General features: G+C 70.1%; 14 protein-coding genes and 1 pseudogene. 8 read left to right on the top strand and 7 right to left on the bottom strand.

What is annotated here, in order from left to right:
• Positions 1–8: 8 nt before the first annotated feature.
• Positions 9–1,910 (top strand): annotated as a pseudogene (locus ACZ69I_RS28325) (non-ribosomal peptide synthetase); the annotation flags it as partial.
• Here ACZ69I_RS28325 and ACZ69I_RS28320 read toward each other — a convergent pair.
• Positions 1,909–2,115 (bottom strand): hypothetical protein, encoded by a 207-nt coding sequence (locus tag ACZ69I_RS28320; RefSeq protein ID WP_467680196.1) that lies wholly within the window; start codon positions 2,113–2,115, stop codon positions 1,909–1,911. The pseudogene ACZ69I_RS28325 and the gene ACZ69I_RS28320 overlap by 2 nt on opposite strands.
• On the opposite strand from ACZ69I_RS28320, the gene ACZ69I_RS28315 reads away from it, so the two are divergent.
• From ACZ69I_RS28315 to ACZ69I_RS28285, 7 genes are all read left to right on the top strand, one after another.
• Positions 2,087–5,080 carry a beta-ketoacyl synthase N-terminal-like domain-containing protein gene (locus ACZ69I_RS28315; RefSeq protein WP_470835421.1) on the top strand — a complete coding sequence of 998 codons (2,994 nt, stop codon included), beginning with the start codon at positions 2,087–2,089 and terminating at the stop codon, positions 5,078–5,080. The genes ACZ69I_RS28320 and ACZ69I_RS28315 overlap by 29 nt on opposite strands.
• Entirely contained in the window at positions 5,073–6,233 is a 1,161-nt protein-coding gene (locus tag ACZ69I_RS28310) for a MupA/Atu3671 family FMN-dependent luciferase-like monooxygenase (protein WP_470835420.1), read from the top strand. Before ACZ69I_RS28315 ends, ACZ69I_RS28310 begins: the two co-directional genes overlap by 8 nt.
• 3 nt (positions 6,234–6,236) lie before the next feature.
• Positions 6,237–6,782, top strand: a complete 546-nt coding sequence (locus ACZ69I_RS28305; RefSeq protein ID WP_467680189.1) for a gamma carbonic anhydrase family protein — start codon at positions 6,237–6,239, stop codon at positions 6,780–6,782.
• Positions 6,772–7,572, top strand: a complete 801-nt coding sequence (locus ACZ69I_RS28300) for a transporter substrate-binding domain-containing protein (protein ID WP_470835419.1) — start codon at positions 6,772–6,774, stop codon at positions 7,570–7,572. Before ACZ69I_RS28305 ends, ACZ69I_RS28300 begins: the two co-directional genes overlap by 11 nt.
• Positions 7,565–8,095, top strand: a complete 531-nt coding sequence (locus ACZ69I_RS28295) for a flavin reductase family protein (protein ID WP_467680183.1) — start codon at positions 7,565–7,567, stop codon at positions 8,093–8,095. The genes ACZ69I_RS28300 and ACZ69I_RS28295 overlap by 8 nt, the downstream gene beginning before the upstream one ends.
• The gene (locus ACZ69I_RS28290) at positions 8,092–9,390 is read left to right on the top strand and encodes a homoserine dehydrogenase (RefSeq protein WP_470835416.1); all 1,299 of its coding nucleotides are present in this window, start codon (positions 8,092–8,094) and stop codon (positions 9,388–9,390) included. The genes ACZ69I_RS28295 and ACZ69I_RS28290 overlap by 4 nt, the downstream gene beginning before the upstream one ends.
• Positions 9,391–9,462: 72 nt before the next feature.
• Complete coding sequence (locus ACZ69I_RS28285; RefSeq protein ID WP_467680179.1) at positions 9,463–9,765, top strand: putative quinol monooxygenase; 303 nt, start codon at positions 9,463–9,465, stop codon at positions 9,763–9,765.
• A gap of 72 nt (positions 9,766–9,837) precedes the next feature.
• Here the strand turns inward: ACZ69I_RS28285 and ACZ69I_RS28280 are convergent, their stop codons facing one another.
• The 6 genes from ACZ69I_RS28280 to ngcE all read right to left on the bottom strand — a co-directional run bounded on the left by ACZ69I_RS28280 (position 9,838) and on the right by ngcE (position 16,640).
• Entirely contained in the window at positions 9,838–10,719 is an 882-nt protein-coding gene (locus ACZ69I_RS28280; RefSeq protein ID WP_467680177.1) for a carbohydrate ABC transporter permease, read from the bottom strand.
• A complete protein-coding gene (locus ACZ69I_RS28275) occupies positions 10,719–11,666 on the bottom strand; it encodes a carbohydrate ABC transporter permease (protein WP_470835415.1) in 948 nt (315 codons plus the stop codon). Before ACZ69I_RS28275 ends, ACZ69I_RS28280 begins: the two co-directional genes overlap by 1 nt.
• A 51-nt stretch (positions 11,667–11,717) precedes the next feature.
• On the bottom strand, positions 11,718–12,980 hold the full coding sequence (locus tag ACZ69I_RS28270) for an extracellular solute-binding protein (RefSeq protein WP_470835414.1): 1,263 nt from the start codon (positions 12,978–12,980) through the stop codon (positions 11,718–11,720).
• Between the two features lie 149 nt (positions 12,981–13,129).
• Positions 13,130–14,026, bottom strand: coding sequence for a carbohydrate ABC transporter permease (locus ACZ69I_RS28265; protein ID WP_467680171.1), 897 nt, complete (start codon positions 14,024–14,026; stop codon positions 13,130–13,132).
• Positions 14,027–14,047: 21 nt separating this feature from the next.
• Positions 14,048–15,013, bottom strand: a complete 966-nt coding sequence (locus ACZ69I_RS28260; protein ID WP_470835555.1) for a carbohydrate ABC transporter permease — start codon at positions 15,011–15,013, stop codon at positions 14,048–14,050.
• Positions 15,014–15,206: 193 nt separating this feature from the next.
• Positions 15,207–16,640, bottom strand: a complete 1,434-nt coding sequence (gene ngcE, locus ACZ69I_RS28255) for an N-acetylglucosamine/diacetylchitobiose ABC transporter substrate-binding protein (RefSeq protein ID WP_470835413.1) — start codon at positions 16,638–16,640, stop codon at positions 15,207–15,209.
• Between the last annotated feature and the right edge of the window lie 539 nt (positions 16,641–17,179).

Below are 17,179 nucleotides of genomic sequence, written 5' to 3'. Positions count from 1 at the left end.
GTCGCCAGATGTCACGGAGAAACTCCGCGACCGAAAAAGCGCCCACCGCCGGTGAGTTGAACCTTGTACTTCTCCCGGCGGACCGACGGAACAGCCGAACTCCGCTTTCGTTCCCGTTTCCGCGACCGCTGAGGAGAAGGCGCCGTCCGCGCCCGTCGACCTCACGGTCCGCGTCCGAAACCCCCACCCATGGAGAGTCATCCGTGCAGGCGGTCCACACCCTATTGAGGCGGGCGTGCGAGAAATTCGCCGACGCGCCCGCGATCACCTCCTCTGCCGATTCGATTTCCTACTCCGAACTGCTCTCCCGCGCCCGGGAGGTGGCGGACGACCTGCGGGAGCGGGGCATCGGCAGGGGCGACGTCGTCGGCGTTCTCGGCAGGCGCGGCGCACCGGCCGTCGTGGCCGTCTTCGGAGTCTGGCTGTCCGGGGCCATCGTCATGCTCGTCGACGAGGCGCTGCCCGACGTGCGGCGCGAGACGATGCTGAACGCGGGCCCGGCCCGGGCGACGATCGACTGCGCGCACGGCCACCGGATCGCCGTGCGCCCCGGGCCCGGCACCACCGGCGACGACGTCCGGGCGGCGCCCCTGGAGAACGAGGACTACGCCTACATCGCCTTCACCTCGGGATCCACCGGGAAGCCCAAGGCGATCGTCGGCAGCCACACCGGGCTGTCCCTGTTCCTCCAGTGGCAGTCCGAAGAATTCGGCGTCGGAGCGCACGACCGCTTCGCCCACCTCACCAACCTGTCGTTCGACGTCTGGTTCCGCGACGCCCTCACCCCCCTGATCTCGGGCGCCACCCTGTGCGTCCCGGACGACCGGCACCTGGACGCGGAGGGTGTCCTGCGCTTCCTGCGCGACCACGAGGTCACGGCCTTCCACCTGGTCCCCTCGCTCGGCCGGGTGTGGCTGTCGGCCGCCGGACGGAGCGAGCCCGCACCCGCCGTCCGCCTCTCCTTCTTCGCGGGCGAGCCGCTGGACGGCGCGCTCGCCGACAGCTGGCGGGGCCTCTTCCCGAACTGCCAGGTGGTGAACCTCTACGGACCCACCGAGACGACGCTCGCCCAGCACTTCCACCGTGTCCCGAAGGACGCGCCTCCCGGCATCCAGCCCGTGGGCCCGAACCTCCCCCACTCGCGCAGCCATGTCCTGGACGAGAACCGGCAGCCGTGCCCCGACGGCACCACCGGCGAGGTCCACATCGCGGCCGACCACCCCTCCCACGGCTACCTGGTCGAGGGCCGGATGGTCTCGCCGTTCGTCGAGCTCCGGATCGGCGGGGAGCCCGTCCTCGCCTATCCGACGGGCGACCTCGGGCGCCGGAACGCCGACGGCGTCCTGGAGGTCCTCGGCCGGGCGGACGACCAGATCAAGATCGCGGGCGTCCGGATCGAACTGCAGGAGGTCCGCTCCGCGATCCAGTCGCACCCGAGCGTCCGCGACGCCTTCGTCTGCGCGCAGGACGACCGCTTCACCAAGGTCGTCGTCGCGGTCGTGGAGGGCGACCCGAGCGCCGAACGCCCGCTCCGCGACCACCTGGGCGAGCGGCTGATGAGCGCCATGCTCCCGTCCGCCTTCGTCTTCCTCCCCGAACTGCCCAAGCTCCCCAACGGGAAGGCCGACCGCAAGGCGCTGGCCGAGGTCGCCCGCGGCCACCTCGAGGAGCGGGCCCGGCGCGCCGCGGACGCCGCGGGGGCCGCTCCGAAGGGCGGCTCGGTGGCCGACCGGCTGGAGCGCGTCTGGCTCGGCGTGACCGGCGGCGGCGCGGGGACGCTGACCGACCGCGAGTCGAACTTCTTCGACGTCGGCGGCACCTCGCTGACCATCGTCGTGCTCCACGCCGAGATGCAGCGCGCGTTCGGTGTCCGCTTCCCGCTCGTCCGCCTCTTCGAGCACACCTCGTTCAACGCCCAGCGGCGGTACCTGGAATCGCTGGCCGAGGAGGCGCACGACCCCGTGCCCGGCGCCGCCACGGGCCGCGGCCGCGCCACGCGCGGCCACGTCCTGTCGACCAGGCGCGCCCGCCTGCGCCGGCAACCCGCTCCGTCCCGGACTTCGCACCGGACCGACCAAGGATGACCATGGAAAGTGAAGACGAGCTGATCGCCATCGTCGCGATGGAGTGCCGGCTGCCGCAGGCCGGCGATGTCGACGAGTTCTGGCAGAAGCTGGTGGACGGCGAGAGCGCCATCAGGGACCTCACGGACGAGGAGGTCGCGGCGGCCGGAGTGCCCGCGGCGCAGCGCTCCCGCCCGGACTACGTGAAGCGGGCCGGAGTCCTGGAGGGTGTCGCCGAGTTCGACTCCGCGTACTTCGGATACTCCCCCCGCGAGGCGGACATCCTCGACGTCCAGCAGCGGCTCATGCTGGAGTCGTCCGTCTCGCTCCTCGAACGCGCCAACATCGACCCGCACCGCACCGAGCAGCGGATCGGCGTCTTCGCCGGTTCGGGCATGAGCACCTACCTCTTCGGTGCCCTGCGCCGTCCCGACCTGGTCGAGTCGCTCGGCGAGATGGTCGTCCGGCACGGCAACGACAAGGACTTCCTCGCGACGCGCACCTCGTACAAGCTGAACCTGCGCGGCCCCAGCGTCAATGTGCAGACCGCGTGCTCGACCGGTCTGGTGGCGGTCCACTCCGCCGTGCAGAGCCTGCTCCTGAACGAGTGCGACGCGGCCGTCGCCGGGGCGGTGCACGTACGACTTCCGCAGCAGTCCGGCTACCGGTACCAGGTCGGCGGCGTGCTGTCGCCGGACGGGGTCTGCCGGCCGTTCGACGCCGGTGCCAACGGCACGGTGTTCACCAACGGACTCGGGCTCGTCCTGCTGAAGCGGCTGCGCGACGCGCTGGCCGACGGCGACGAGGTGCACGCCGTGATCGCCGCGTCGGCGGTGAACAACGACGGTGCGGAGAAGGTGAGTTTCACCGCCCCGAGCGTCGGCGGCCAGGTCGCGGTGTTGAGCGACGCCCTGCAGATCTCGGGCGCCAAACCGGCCGACATCGCGTACATCGAGGCGCACGGCACCGGGACCGCGCTCGGCGACCCCATCGAGATGGAGGCGATCAAGCAGGCGTACGGCCACGACGGCGGCCCCTGCGGCATCGGCTCGCTCAAGGGCAACTTCGGGCACCTCAACATCGCGGCGGGCATCATCGGCCTGATCAAGGCGGCCCTGGTGCTCAAGCACAGGTACGTGCCGCCGACGGTGAACGTGGGCGAGCTCAACCCGGCGCTCGACCTGGACGGTTCACGGTACTTCGTGACCACCGAGGGACTGCCGCTCGACCGCGACACCGACCTCTGGGCCGGTGTGAGCGCCTTCGGCATGGGCGGCACGAACGGTCACGTCATCCTCAGGAGCTTCGAGCGGCCCGCCGCCGAGCCCGCGCCCGCCCCCGACGCGGGCCCCAGCGTCCTCACCTTCTCGGCGCGGTCCGAGAACGCCCTGCGGGGCCAGGCCGCCGCGCTGGCCGAGCGCCTCGCCGCGGACCCGGACGCCTCGCTCGCCGCGTACGCGTACACGCTGCGCGAGGGCAGGACGCGGCACCCCTACCGGGCGTCGCTGGCCGCCGCCGACCGGGCCGAGGCCATCGCCCGGCTGCGGGCCGGGCGCTACCACCGGGGCGCCGAGGCAGGCGCGGACGACCTCGCGTTCGTCTTCGCCGGCCAGGGCACGCAGCGCCGGGCGATGGGGTCCCTGCTCGCCGGGAAGAACGAGCGCTTCGCCCGCAGGCTCGACGAGGCGGTCGATGCGGTGAACCGGCACACGGACTTCGACCTGCGCAGCCACCTCGGGCCCGACGCCGACGTGGAGGGCATCGACACCTCCGTGGCGCAGCCGCTCCTGTTCGCCGTCGAGTACGCCCTGGCGACGGCGCTCATCGACTCCGGCGTCCGGCCGAGCCACCTCTTCGGGCACAGCCTCGGGGAGGTCGTCGCCGCGACCGTCGCGGGCGTCTTCGACCTGCCGTCGGCCGCCGCGCTCGTCGCGACCCGGGCGAAGCTCATGGGCGAGTGCCCGCCAGGGGCGATGCTCGCGGTGGAGGGCCTCGACGCGTTCGCGGACCTGCTGGAGGGCGGGTCGCTGGTGGTCGCGGCGATCAACTCCCCCACGCAGTCCGTGCTGTCCGGGACCCACGAGGCGATCGATGCGGCGGCCGCACGGGCCGCCGACGCGGGCGTGCGTCACCAGCGTCTGGCGACGTCCCACGCCTTCCACTCGCCGCTCATGCGGGAGGCCGCGGACGGGTTCCGCGCGTTCCTGCGGTCGTTCACCTTCCACGCGCCGCGCATTCCGCTGGTCTCGAACATCACCGGCCGCGTCCTCACCGAGTACGAGGCCCGCAGCCCGCACTACTGGGCGGATCACCTGCTGCGCACGGTCAGCTTCGCCGAGTCCCTGCGGACGCTGCGGGAGTCGGGCGTGAGCCGGTTCGTCGAGATCGGCGCGGGCGGGTCGATGAGCAACCTGGTGCGGGCCAACCTCGCGTCCGACGGTGGCCCGGCCCCCGACCTCGCCCAGACGCTCGGCGAGTTGGAGCGCGAGGAGGAGTCGTTCGCGGACGCCGTCGCCCTCGGCTGGGCCGCCGACCCGGAGGTGCCCATCGAGGAGTACGCGGTCGCCGCCCGGATGGTCTCACTGCCCACGTACGCGTTCGAGCGCCAGGTCCACTGGGTGGAGCCCGCGCTCGGATTCGGTACGGACCAGGAGACGGCTGGGGGGAGCGGGAACCGCCCGGCTCCGGCCCCGGAGGCGAGCCCCGCCGCCACCGCCGCCGACGATGTCCGCGCCGAGGACCCGGCCGCGGACGACGCCCTCGACGGGGCGACCGCCGAGATCCGCGGCATCGTCGCGCGGATCTTCGAGAGCTTCGTCGGTGCGCCCGCGACCGACCACGACCGCGAGTTCTTCGAGCTCGGCGGCAACTCGCTCATGGCGATCCAGCTGATCAACAAGTTGCGCGAGACGTTCGAACTGGACTTCTCGGTCAAGGACTTCTACGAGAACAGCTCGGTCGCGCGGACCACGAACGTGATCAAGGCACTGCTGGTCGAGGAGCCCGCCCATGTCTGACAGTCCTTTCCTCGCCGCCGGACAGCTGGCGAGCCTGAAGGCGAAGCTCAAGTCGGGGGCCACGAGCGCCCCCGAACCCGCCGGGCGGGGCGGGGACGACGCGTCGTCCGTGCCCGACCTGGGCGTCATCTTCTTCTCGGGGCTGAGCGGCGAGAGCGATCCCTACGAGCTCCTGCTCGACGTCGCCCGCTACGTCGACGGCGCCGGTTTCGGCGCCGTCTGGACCCCCGAGCGGCACTTCACCGACGCGGGCGGCGCCTACCCCAACCCGTCCGTCCTCGGCGCCGCCCTCGCGATGATCACCGAGAACGTGCGGATCCGGGCCGGGAGCGTGAACCTGCCCCTGCACGACGTCCTGCGCGTGGCCGAGGAGTGGGCGCTCGTGGACAACCTGTCGGGCGGGCGGGTCGACCTCGCGGTGGCGCCCGGCTGGCACGCCCGGGACTTCGTCCTCGCACCCGACGCGTTCGAGGACAGGGCGCAGGTGCTCAACCGGTCGCGGGAGCAGTTGCAGGACCTGTGGCGCGGGACCGCCGTCGAGCGCACCGACGCCCTCGGCGAGAGCCACGACATCCTGACCTTCCCGCGGCCCGTGCAGCCGGAGCTCCCCGTCTGGCTGACCTCGTCCAAGAGCGAGGGGGCCTGGCGGTTCGCGGGCGAGAACGGCTTCAACGTCCTGTCCGCGCTCATCAACTTCGGCCCCGCCGAGCTCAAGAAGCGCATCGACATCTACCGCGAGGCGCGGGCCGGTGCGGGACTCGACCCGGACCTCGGCGTCGTGTCGCTGATGCTGCACACCTACGTGGGCGACGACATGGACGAGGCCGTGCGAACGGTCAGGCCCGCCATGACCGCGTACCTGAGCTCCTTCGTCACGCAGCACGCGACGTCGGGACAGAGCGAGTCGCGCGACAAGTCCGCGACGCTGCGGAACCTCGACGAGGACCGGGACGACTTCCTGGAGATGGTGTTCCAGCGTTACGTCTCGTCGAGCTCCCTCATCGGCGACGTGAAACAGGCCCGCGCCACCCTGGAGGGCTTCCGGGAGATGGGTGTGGACGAGGTCGCCTGCCTCGTCGACTTCGGACTCTCCAGGGACGAGGTCCTCGCGAGCCTCGCCCGCCTCTCGCCGCTTCTCCGGAAGGGAGCCTGAGCTGTGAAGACGTACAGCTTCCAGGGGGTCTCGCCCCGCATCCACCCCAGCGTCTACGCGTTCGAGAACGTCGTCGTGATCGGGGACGTCGAGATCGAGGAGGGCGTCAGCCTGTGGCCGGGCGTGACCGTGCGCGGGGACAAGGGGAGCGTCCGGATCGGCCGCGGGTCGAACGTGCAGGACCACGCGATGCTCCACTCCGACCCCGGCCAACCCCTGACCGTCGGGCCCGACGTGACGGTCGCCCACAGCGCGGTGCTGCACGGCTGCTCGGTCGGCGCCGGATCGGTCGTCGGCATCGGCTCGGTGCTGCTGAACGGCGTGTCGGTCGGGGCGAGTTCGCGGATCTCGGCGGGCGTGGTGCTCAGCGCGGGCCCCGTCTACCCGCCCCGGAGCCTCATCGCGGGCACCCCCGCCACCGTCCTGATGACGCTGAGCGACAGCGACGTGGCCGTGCTCGACGAGACCGCCGCCGAATACCGGGAGCTCGCCGCGCGGTACCGCACGGGTCTCGGCCCCGCCGTGGAGGTGGCCGCCCGTGTCGGCTAGCGTCACCGGCGCACGCGGCGGCGCGCCCCTGCGCGTCGGCTTCCAGCGGAACACCCCGCCGTTCTCCTACGCCCCGGCCGCGCCCTTCGAACCCGTCGGCTACTCCGTCGACCTGGCCCGGCTCGTCCTCGCCCGGGTCTTCGCCGGTACGGGGGCGGCGCCGCCGCTCGAAGCGGTCGAGGTCACGTCCGCCACGCGGGAGGAGCTGCTCGCCGACGGGCGCATCGACATCGAGTGCGGCTCGACGACGATCACCCCGTCGCGGCTGCGGCGCTGCGCGTTCAGCCGGCCCGTCTTCCGGACCTCGCACCGCATCGCCGTGAAACCCGGCGCGGACCCGGCCGGGGGCGCCCTGCGCGTGGTCGGCATCCAGGGTTCGACGAGCCAGGCGGCGCTGACGGCCGGGACCGGCCCGGGGTTCGCCCACACCTTCGTCGGGGTGCCGTCCATCGGGGCGGCCCTGCACACCTTCGCCGACGACCCCCGCGTCGACGCGATGGTGGCGGACGAGGTGATCCTGCGGGCGCTGCTGCGCGGCCCCGGGGCGCCCGCCGGCGTCGGGCTGCTCGACGTGCGGCTCGGCGCGGAGTCCTACGGATTCATGATGCGCAAGGACGACCCGGAGTTCGTCCGCGCCGTCGACGACGCCCTGACGGTCGTCCTCGCGTCCGACGCGTTCCCCGCGCTCCTCACGTCGTGGTTCGCCGACGAACTCCCCGGGCTGGGGTTCGGCCTGGGAATGGAAGCTGAGACCGCCCTGCTGATCGGAACAGGCACCTTCGATGAATAGCACCGAGACCGTCTCCCCCACCCTGCAGGACGCCTTCAAGGATGTCATGGCCTGCGTGGCCACGCCCGTCTCGATCGTGACGGCGCTGCCCGGCGACGGCCCGCCGTGCGGCGCGACCGTCAGCGCCTTCTCCTCCCTCTCGGTCGCGCCCGCGATGGTCCTGGTCAGCCTGGACAGGAGGTCGCGCACGCTCGAAGTGATCCGCGAGACCGGCCGTTTCGGGCTCAACGTCCTCGGCGCGGACCAGGACGACCTGGCGATGTCGTTCGCGTCCAAGGGCGGGATCGACAAGTTCTACGGCACGTCCTGGACCACCGAGCAGGGACTCCCGCGCATCTCCCGGGCGGCCGCGTGGCTGGCGTCGACCGCGGCCGACTTCGTGGACGGCGGGGACCACGTCATCGTCCTCGGCCGCGTCGACGCCGCGGAGGCCGCGGTGACCAGGGCCCCGCTGGTCTACCACCGGCGCAACTTCGGCACCCACCGCCCGCACCGCGGTCCGGCACCGGGAATCCCGGCGTGACGGCCGGGAGCGCGCCGGACCGGATCAGGGTCGGGCTGCTCGGGTGCGGCACCGTCGGGGCCGGCTTCGCCCGCCTGCTCGTCGACCGGCGGGCCGCGGTCGAGGACGTCACGGGGATCTCCCTGGAGCTCGTACGGATAGCGGTGCGCGACCCGCGCAAGCCCCGTCCGGCCGCACTGGACGCGGAGTTGTTCACCGGCGACGCGTACGACGTGGTCAAGGCCGATGACGTCGATCTCGTGGTCGAGCTGATCGGTGGCACGGCGGCGGCCGGTGAGCTCGTCATGACCGCGCTCGAAGCGGGCAAGCCGGTCGTGACCGCCAACAAGGAGCTCGTCGCGAAGGCGGGCCCCGAGCTGTTCGCGGCGGCCGACCGCGCCGGGGTCGACCTCTTCTTCGAGGCCGCCGCGGTGGCGGCCGTGCCCGTCCTGCGCCCCCTGCGGGAGTCCCTGCTCGCCGAGGACGTCACGCGGGTGATCGGCATCGTCAACGGCACCAGCAACTTCGTGCTGACCCGGATGACCGCCGACGGCCTGGGCTTCGACGAGGCGCTGGCCGAGGCCCGGGAGCTCGGGTACGCCGAGCCCGACGCGAGTGCCGACGTCGACGGCGCCGACGCGGCCGCCAAGCTCGCCATCCTCGCCTCGCTGGCCTTCAACCGGTCGGTCGTGGCGGACGACGTCGGCCGGGAGGGCATCGTCGGCCTCGACCGCGAGGACTTCGCACTCGCGGCCCGCTTCGGATACGACATCAAGCTCCTCGCCGTGGCCGAGCGCTTCCCCGACGGCCACGCGATCGGCGCCCAGGTCTTCCCCGCCCTGATCGGCCGCGACCATCCGCTGGCCAGCGTCCGCGACAGCTTCAACGCGGTGTTCCTGACCACCTCCGCCGCCGGTGAGCTCATGTTCTACGGGCACGGGGCGGGCCCCCGCCCGTCCGCGTCCGCGATCCTCGGCGACGTCACGGGCGCCGCCGACCAGCTGCTGCGCGGCACGCACCGCCGCATCCCCGTCGGCCCTCCGGCGCGGCTGCGTCCGGCGCGGGACCTGGTGCACTCGTACTACGTCCGCGCCGACGTCGAGGAGGCGCCGGGCGTCCTGTCCGAGGTGACGGGGGTGTTCGCCCGGCACGGCGTGTCGATCCGCACGGTGGACCAGCACGGTTCGCGGGCACGGGCGCGCATCGTCTTCCTCACCTTCCCCGCGCCCGAACACGCGCTGGACGGCGCCCTCGACGAGCTGCGGGGGCTGAGCCGCGTCCGCGGTGTGGGCCGGGTGTTGCGCATCCACGAGTGACCGCTCCCCGCCCCGCGGAACAGCACCGGGCGCACGACCGCGCCGATCACCACACCGAACGGAGTTCCACCCATGTCCCAGCAGATCAAGCTCGTCATCCAGATCACCACGCTCCCGGGCCGCGGCAAGGACCAGATCGCCGCCTTCGAGCGCCTCGCGCCGCTCGTGCGCGCCGAGGACGGCTGCCTCCAGTACGACCTGCACCAGGTGAGCGGCGACCCCGACCGCTTCGTCCTGATCGAGCGGTGGGCCTCGCAGGAGGCGCTCGACGCGCACGACGCCACCCCGCACATGGTCGAGGCCGACGCGGCGAGCCCCGCGTTCCGCGCGGGCCCCGCCGTGGTCGTCCGCCTGGACGCCGAGCCCCTGGCCTGACCGCCGCCCCGCCCCGTACGGCCGAACGGCCATCCGGATCGCTCCGGATGGCCGTTCCGCGTCGTGTCGGCGCTACTTGACGGAGCCCGCCGTGAGCCCCGACACCACGTGCCTCTCGATGAACGCGAACAGCACGATCACCGGGATGATCGCGACCACGGACGCGGCGAAGAGGTAGTTCCACTGCACCGTGTAGTTGCCGATGAAGTTGTTGATGCCCACCGTCAGCGGCTGCTTCTCCGGTTCGGTGGTCAGGGTCAGGCCCATCACGAACTCGTTCCAGGACGTGATGAAGGTGAAGATCACGGCCGTGACGACGCCCGGCAGGGCGAGCGGCAGCGTCACCTTGATCATGGCCCCGAAGCGGCTGGTGCCGTCCACCATGGCGGCCTCCTCCAGCTCCGGCGGGATCGAGCTGATGTAGGCCGTCAGGATCCACACCGCGAAGGCGAGGTTGAACGCCGCGTTGGTGAGGATCAGGGTCCAGACCGAGTTGAGCATGTCCAGCTGGTGGAACTCGCGGTAGAGACCGACCAGCAGGGCGGTGGGCTGGAACATCTGGGTGACCAGGACGAGGAGCAGGAAGAGCTTGCGGCCGCGGTAGCGCATGCGGGCCGTGTAGTACGCGGCGGGCAGCGACACCAGCAGGACCAGCAGCGTCGCGCCGCCCGCCACCATCAGCGTCACCTGGAGGTTCTGGCCGAGCTCCGACTCCTTCCAGACGTCGACGAAGTTCGCCCACTCCAGGTCGGTGGGCAGGTACGTGCGGTCCCGCAGCTCCTCCTTGGGGCGGAGCGCGGTGACGACCATCTCCAGGTACGGCGCGAGGAAGACGGCCGCGAGGAGCCAGGCGCAGGCCGTGATGACCAGGGTGCGGGGCCGGAACGCGCGCCGGGCCTTCTTCGGCCCGCCGTCCTTCCGGGGCGCGGGGCGGGTCGCCGTCGCGGTGGCCATCAGTCCTCCTCGTTCCACCGGCTGACCTTCAGGAAGATCAGCACGAGCACCACGACCATCAGGAAGTTGACGACCGACATGGCCGCGGACTCACCGATGTCGGTCTCCTTCAGCTTGTACATGAACACCATCGACGTGGAGGTGTCGTAGCCCGGACCGCCCTGGGTCATGGCCCAGATGATCGGGAAGGAGTTGAAGACGTTGATGAGGTTGATGACGACGCCGACGAGGAAGGCGGGCCGCAGCATCGGGAGCGTGATGTGGCGGTAGGTCTGCCAGGTCCCGGCGCCGTCGATCCGTGAGGCCTCGTAGACCTCCTGCGGGATGGTCTGCAGACCGGCCAGGAGCGTGTACGTGGTGAAGGGCAGGGAGACGAAGACGGCGACGGCCATCATCCACGGCCAGGCGGTCTCCGGCTTGCCCAGCCAGTCCTTGGAGTCGTCGATCAGGCCGAGGTCGAGCATCAGCGTGTTGAGCACGCCCGCGGTCTGGTTGAGCATCCACTTGAACCCGATGGCGGTCATCAGGACGGAGGCCGCCCAGGGGGCGATGAGCGCCCAGCGGGTGAGGGTGCGGCCGGGGAACTTCTGGTTGAACAGCTGGGCGAGGGCCAGCGAGAGCAGCATCGTCACGGTGACGACGACGACGGTCCACACCGCCGTCCAGAGCAGGACGGCCCCGAAGTCGCTCTCCTCGAAGAGCTTCTTGAACTTGTCGGTCCCGGCGCTGCCGCGCACCTTGCCGGCGATGGAGATGTTGAGGAACGAGGTGCGGATCAGCTCGACGACGGGCCAGACGACCACGGCGAGGATCAGCAGGATGACGGGCGCTATCCAGGGCAGCGGGCCAAGCCGGGCCAGACCGCTGCGGCGGCTCACCGGCCTGGGTGCGCGCCCGCCCCGTCCCCGGCCGGACGCGGCCGGGGACGGAGGGGCCTTCAGGGACACGAGGACTCCTTGCGGACGGGGCGGAGCGGGTGAACGGGCCGTGCGGGGCCGCTACTTGGCCTCGGCGGCGGCCGACTCCGCCTTCTTCTGCAGGTCGCCGAGGACCTGCTTCGGGTCGTCGGCGACGGCCTTGCCGCCGGTCTTCTTCATCTCGGCGGAGACGACGTCCCAGGAGGTGTCGCCCAGCGGGTAGAACTTGGCGTTCGGAAGCACCGCGAAGAACGGTTCGAGGTCCTTGTGCTTGCCGTTGCCCTGCATGGTCTTGAGGGCGTCCTGGGTGACCGGCATGAGGTTGTACATCTCGTCGAACGCCAGCACCTTCTTGGAGTACGTGAAGTCCAGGAACTTCTTCACGCCCTCCTTCTCGGCGCCGCCGTCCTTGAACGCCATCATCCAGTCGGCCACGCCGAGGGTGCTCTGCAGCGGGCCCGCCTTGCCCGGGATGGGGGCGATGCCGTAGTCGACCTTGCCCTCCTTGGCCATCTGGATGAGGCTCGGGTGGCCGTTGAGCATGCCGACCTTGCCGGCCGCGAAGTCCGCGAAGGCCGTCTTGCGGTCCGTGGAGGCGGGGTTGGCGTACGTCAGACCGGGCTTGACCAGGTTGGTCTTGAGCCAGTCGAAGGTCTCGACGTTCTTCGCGCTGTCGAGGGTGTACTTGCCGTCCGCGTCGGTGTAGCCGCCGCCGTTGCCGAGCTCCCACATCAGCGACTCGCCCTGGGTCTCCTCGGGGCCGAGCGGCAGCGCGTAGGGGGTGTCGGCGGCCTTCTTGGCCTTGATCTTCTTTGCCGCGGCGGCGAGTTCGTCCCACGTCTTGGGCGGCGACTTGATGCCGGCCTTCTTGAAGACGGACTTGTTGTAGAACATCACGCGGCTCGATGAGACCCACGGAATGCCGTACTGGGTGCCGTCGACCTCGCCCGCCTTGGCGAACGTGGGGATGAGGTTCTCGCGCGTCTTGGCGGACATCACCTCGTCCGCCTTGTAGAGCAGGTCGTCGGCGACCTTGTCGGCGTAGCCGCCGGTCTGCAGCAGGTCGGGCTCGTTGCCCGCCTGGATCATGTTCTTGACGGACTTGTCGATCTCGTTCCAGTTGATGACCTGGACGTCGACCTCGTAGCCCTTGTTGGCCTTCTCGAATTCCTTCTTGACCTCGGCCCAGTACACCTTGGAGGCGTTGGAGGCCTTGTCGCCGTAGTCGGCGGCGACGAGCTTGATCGTCTTGCTGTCGCCGCTGTCGCTGTCACCGCTGCAGGCGGTGAGGCCAAGGGCCATGGCGACCGTTGCCGCACCGGTGGCGATTATTCGATTCCTCATGATGGTTCAACCCTTCGACATCGGTGTCGACTTGAGCGCGTCCGGTCGCCCCCCGCGGCGCCGTGGCGCAGAGACTACTCACGGCCCGATTGGCCTTGACAGGCCTAGACCACTTTCGTGGCCAAGCTGAAATCACCCGCTCCACCAGGTCACTTGATGGCACCGGCGGTCAGTCCGGCCTGTACCTGTCGCTGGAAGACCGCGTAGACGACGAGCACGGGGAGCATGGCGATCGTCAGGCCCGCGAAGAGCGCACCCCAGTCGCCCCGGTAGCCCTGCGAGACGGCCAGCGAGGCGAGGCCCTGCGGCAGCACGTAGCTCTTCTCGTCCTCGTTGTTGAGCAGCAGGGGCAGCAGGTACTGGTTCCACTGGCCGAGGAAGTTGAAGATGCCGATGCTGACCAGGCCGGGCTTGGCCATCGGCAGCATGATCTGGAAGAAGGTGCGGGTGTGCGAGGCCCCGTCGACCATGGCCGCCTCCTGCACGCCGGTCGGCAGCGTGCGGAAGAAGGAGGTCAGGAAGAAGGTGGTGAAGGGCAGGGAGTACGCGATGTACGCGATCATCAGGCCGGGCCGGGTGTCGAGGAGGCCGAAGTTCTCCATGACCGCGAAGAGCGGCACCAGGGCGAGGATGACCGGGAACATCATGCCGCCCGCGAACAGCATGAAGACGAAGCGGTTGCCGGGGAAGGTGAAGCGGGCGATGACGTAGGCCGCCATCGAGCCGAGCAGCATGGTGCCGGTCAGCGAACCCGCGAGGATGATCAGCGAGTTGAGGGTGTACCGGCCGATGCTCGCCTTGCTCCAGGCGTTGCTGAAGTTCTCCCAGTGGAAGGAGGCCGGCCAGCCCATCGGGTCGCTGAGGATCTCGGCCGAGGGGCGGAACGCGGTGAGCGCCACCCAGACCAGCGGTCCGGCGGCGAGGACGACCCACAGGACGAGGAAGGCGTGCGAGAAGACGTTGAGGGTGGCGCCGCCCGCCTCCCTCTCGCGGCGGACCGCGGAGGTGGTCTCGGAGCGGGGCGCGGAGGTCTTGATCGTGGTCATGATGCAGTGGCTCCCGCGGTCTCAGTATTCGATCCGGTCGCGGTTCCCGACCCGCATGACGATGAGGGAGAACGCCATGCTGAGGAGGAGAAGGACGACGCCGATGGCGGTGGCGTAGCCGTACTGGCCGTCCCGGAACCGTTCGTAGAGGAAGACCGGGGTCACCTTCAGGACGTGCGGCGGCACCATGACCAGGCAGATGGCGAAGGTGTCCAGGGCCTGGATGCCCATGTAGATCCAGCCGGTGCGCACCGTGTCCCGGATCAGCGGGAGCGTGACGTTGAAGAAGGTGCGGGCGCGGCCCGCGCCGTCGAGGAGGGCGGCCTCGTAGATGTCCTTGGGGATCGCGCCCATGGCGGCGGAGAAGAGCACGACGTAGAAGCCGATGAAACTCCAGCTGATCACGGTGAGCAGCGAGACGATGCCGAGGGTCTCGTCGCCGCCGAGCCAGGCGGGCCCGTCGACGCCGACCTTGTCGAGGCCGCCGTTGATCAGGCCGCTGTTGGTGTTGAAGACGCGGCCCCACACCACGGCGATGATGGCGACGGAGAGCACCTGCGGGAAGAAGTAGACGACCTTGTAGAACGAGGAGCCCGCGACGCCCGCGATGGCCTGTCCCCTGCGGTGCCGGCCGCCCGAGGTGATCATGTAGGCGAAGAACATGCCGAGGACCAGGGTGAGCACGGGCGCGATGAGCAGCAGGAGGGCGCTCACCTGGACGGAGTCCCAGAAGCGCTCGTCGTTCCACATCTTGCGGTAGTTGTCGAATCCGACGAAGTGCGCGACCGGGCCGCCGGACCAGTCGGTGAACGAGTAGTAGATCGCCTGGAGGAAGGGCGAGACGACGAACAGCGCGTAGAACGCGAGCGGTACGGCGAGGAAGCCCACGATGAAGCGGTACTTGTCGAGCGTGCGGTAGCGCCGGTCGTAGCGCACCCGTTCGGGGGTGAAGCGGGGCGGCAGGAGCACCGCCAGGACGAACAACATCCGGCCCGGTGCGGCCGGTGCGGGCCTCGCGCCCGCCTGCTTCTTCGGAGGTGGGGTCTTCTCCACCCGGGTGTCGGTCTTCACGCTGCTCAGCCCCGCCCGCTCTTTCACATGCCTACGTGCTCGGTCGCGTGCCCGGGCCCGGGGCCGCGAAGGCCCCGGACCCGCAGGAGGATCAAGGGGACCCGGAGGGTCAGGCCTTCTTGATCTTCGTGATGTCGGGGTCGTTCTTGATCCGGTCCGAGGCCTTCTGCATGGTGTCCATCGCCTGCCGGGCGCCGATCTGGCCCTGCATGAACTTGTGGATCATGTTGTTGAAGTCCTCGCGGAACAGCTCGTTGTACCAGTCCATGAACTGGGGGATGACGACGTTCTCGCCGGCCGCCTTGATCGCCGCCTGGGCGCTCGCCGCGCCCGGGGGCAGCTTCAGACCGTCGATGGCGCCCTTGACGACGGGCATCGAGCCGATCTCCTTGAACAGGTTGAGCGCGGCCTCCTTGCTGTACATCATCCGCATCCACTCCATGCCGCCCTGCACGTTCTTGGCCTTGGCGGGGACGATGAAGGGCTCACCGGCGGGGGCGTAGAGCGTGCCGAACGGCATCTTGTCGCCGGAGTCGAGCGAGGGGGTCGCCCCCACGGTCATCTCGAAGTCCTTCGGCGTGGTGTCCTTGGCCTCGTTCTCCACCCAGGAGCCGTTGGGCACGAAGAGGCACTTGCCCTCCTTGGTCCACGCGGTCTGCATCTCCGTGTGGGCCTCGGTGCCGTCGAAGCCGGTCAGCACGTACTTCTTGGCGACCAGTTCCTCCCAGGCCTCGAAGACGTCCTTGACCGCGTCGTGCTTCCAGGCGTCCGGCTCCAGGTAGTCCATGGCCGTGGTCACCTCGCGCCCGCCGCGCTGGGCGAACATGGCGTACATGCTGAAGAACATGTAGCGGGGGTGGCCGCCCGGGTAGCTCCAGCCGTGGATGCCCTTGGCCTTGGCCTTCTTGCAGACCGCGAGCATCTCGTCCCAGGTCTTGGGGTACTCGGCGTCCAGGCCCTCCTGGAGGAGCTTCTTGGAGTACCAGTTGCCGTACACCGTCAGCGCGATGTTGAGCTGGTAGCACTCGTTGCCGCCGAAGCGGCCCATCTGCTCGACGATCGGCACGAGGGTCTCGCGGACGGTGACCTTCGGGTCGTCCCACGAGGGCGCGTCGAGGACCTCGCTGAGGTCGGCGACCTGCTTGTTGTGCACCAGCTTGCCGGGGTTGATCTGGTCGGCGCCGGAGTTGTTGACGACGTCCGCCGTGGGCTTGCCACGGACGATCTTCGGCTGGACCTGGGTGGCGATCTTCTCCGTCGGCTTCTGTTCCGGATCGGCCTCGGGGTACTTCTTGGCGTACATGTCCGTGACGAACTGGGCGTACTTGTCGCCGTACCCGCCGTTGAAGATGTAGACGGTGAGCCCGGCGTCCTCCTTCACGCCGAGCGGGTTCTTCTTGGTCTTCTCGCCCTTTTCGGCCTTGTTCTCGTCCCCGCCGCCACTGGCGCAGGAGCTCAGTGCCCCGACGGCCGGCACCGCGAGCAGACCGGCGGCTGCCGCCCTCTTCATGACGTCACGACGGTTGACGCTGGTGGATCCCATGCTCAAGTCCTCGCCTTCTCCAGGACTCAGGCGGTGAACCGGACCCTCCCCGGCACCGCGGCGGTGTGAAGCTGGGGTCGTGCGCCGGGTTCTCGGACGGGAAAGGGCAGTTGACGTTCGACGCCCCGCCCTCATACCCCCGGGCCTGCGGCCGGGTTGGACGGCCGGGCAGACGCGGACAGGTATAGTCCACTCGCGGCCGGGTGGGCAAGATCGAATACGACTTTGGTCTGCGACCTTTTCCGAGTTGAGACCTGCGACGACCGCCGGTCGGGACCGGTGATGATCCCCGTCCGAACCTCTCGCACATCACCGCCGGAACCCGTGGACTTTCGCGCCGGTTTCCATGGACTTTCCCTCGGGTCACCCGAGTGGCCGGGGTGGGTCTCGGTCGCCGGGAGCAGGTCCCGCGCCGCAGGCGTACCGCGGGCCCGGCCTGATCCAAACGAAAGGCCCTAGTAGTGCTTCGTTACGTTGAGTGATCTCGGCTGTTCGTGGGCAGCTTCCCGGAGTGAGGTTGGGGGAAGTGGACCGGCTCC

This window comes from Streptomyces sp. NPDC036815 (assembly GCF_055609205.1).
The sequence above is the reverse complement of the archived record's forward strand: the minus strand, read 5'-3'. Positions and strand labels throughout refer to the sequence as shown.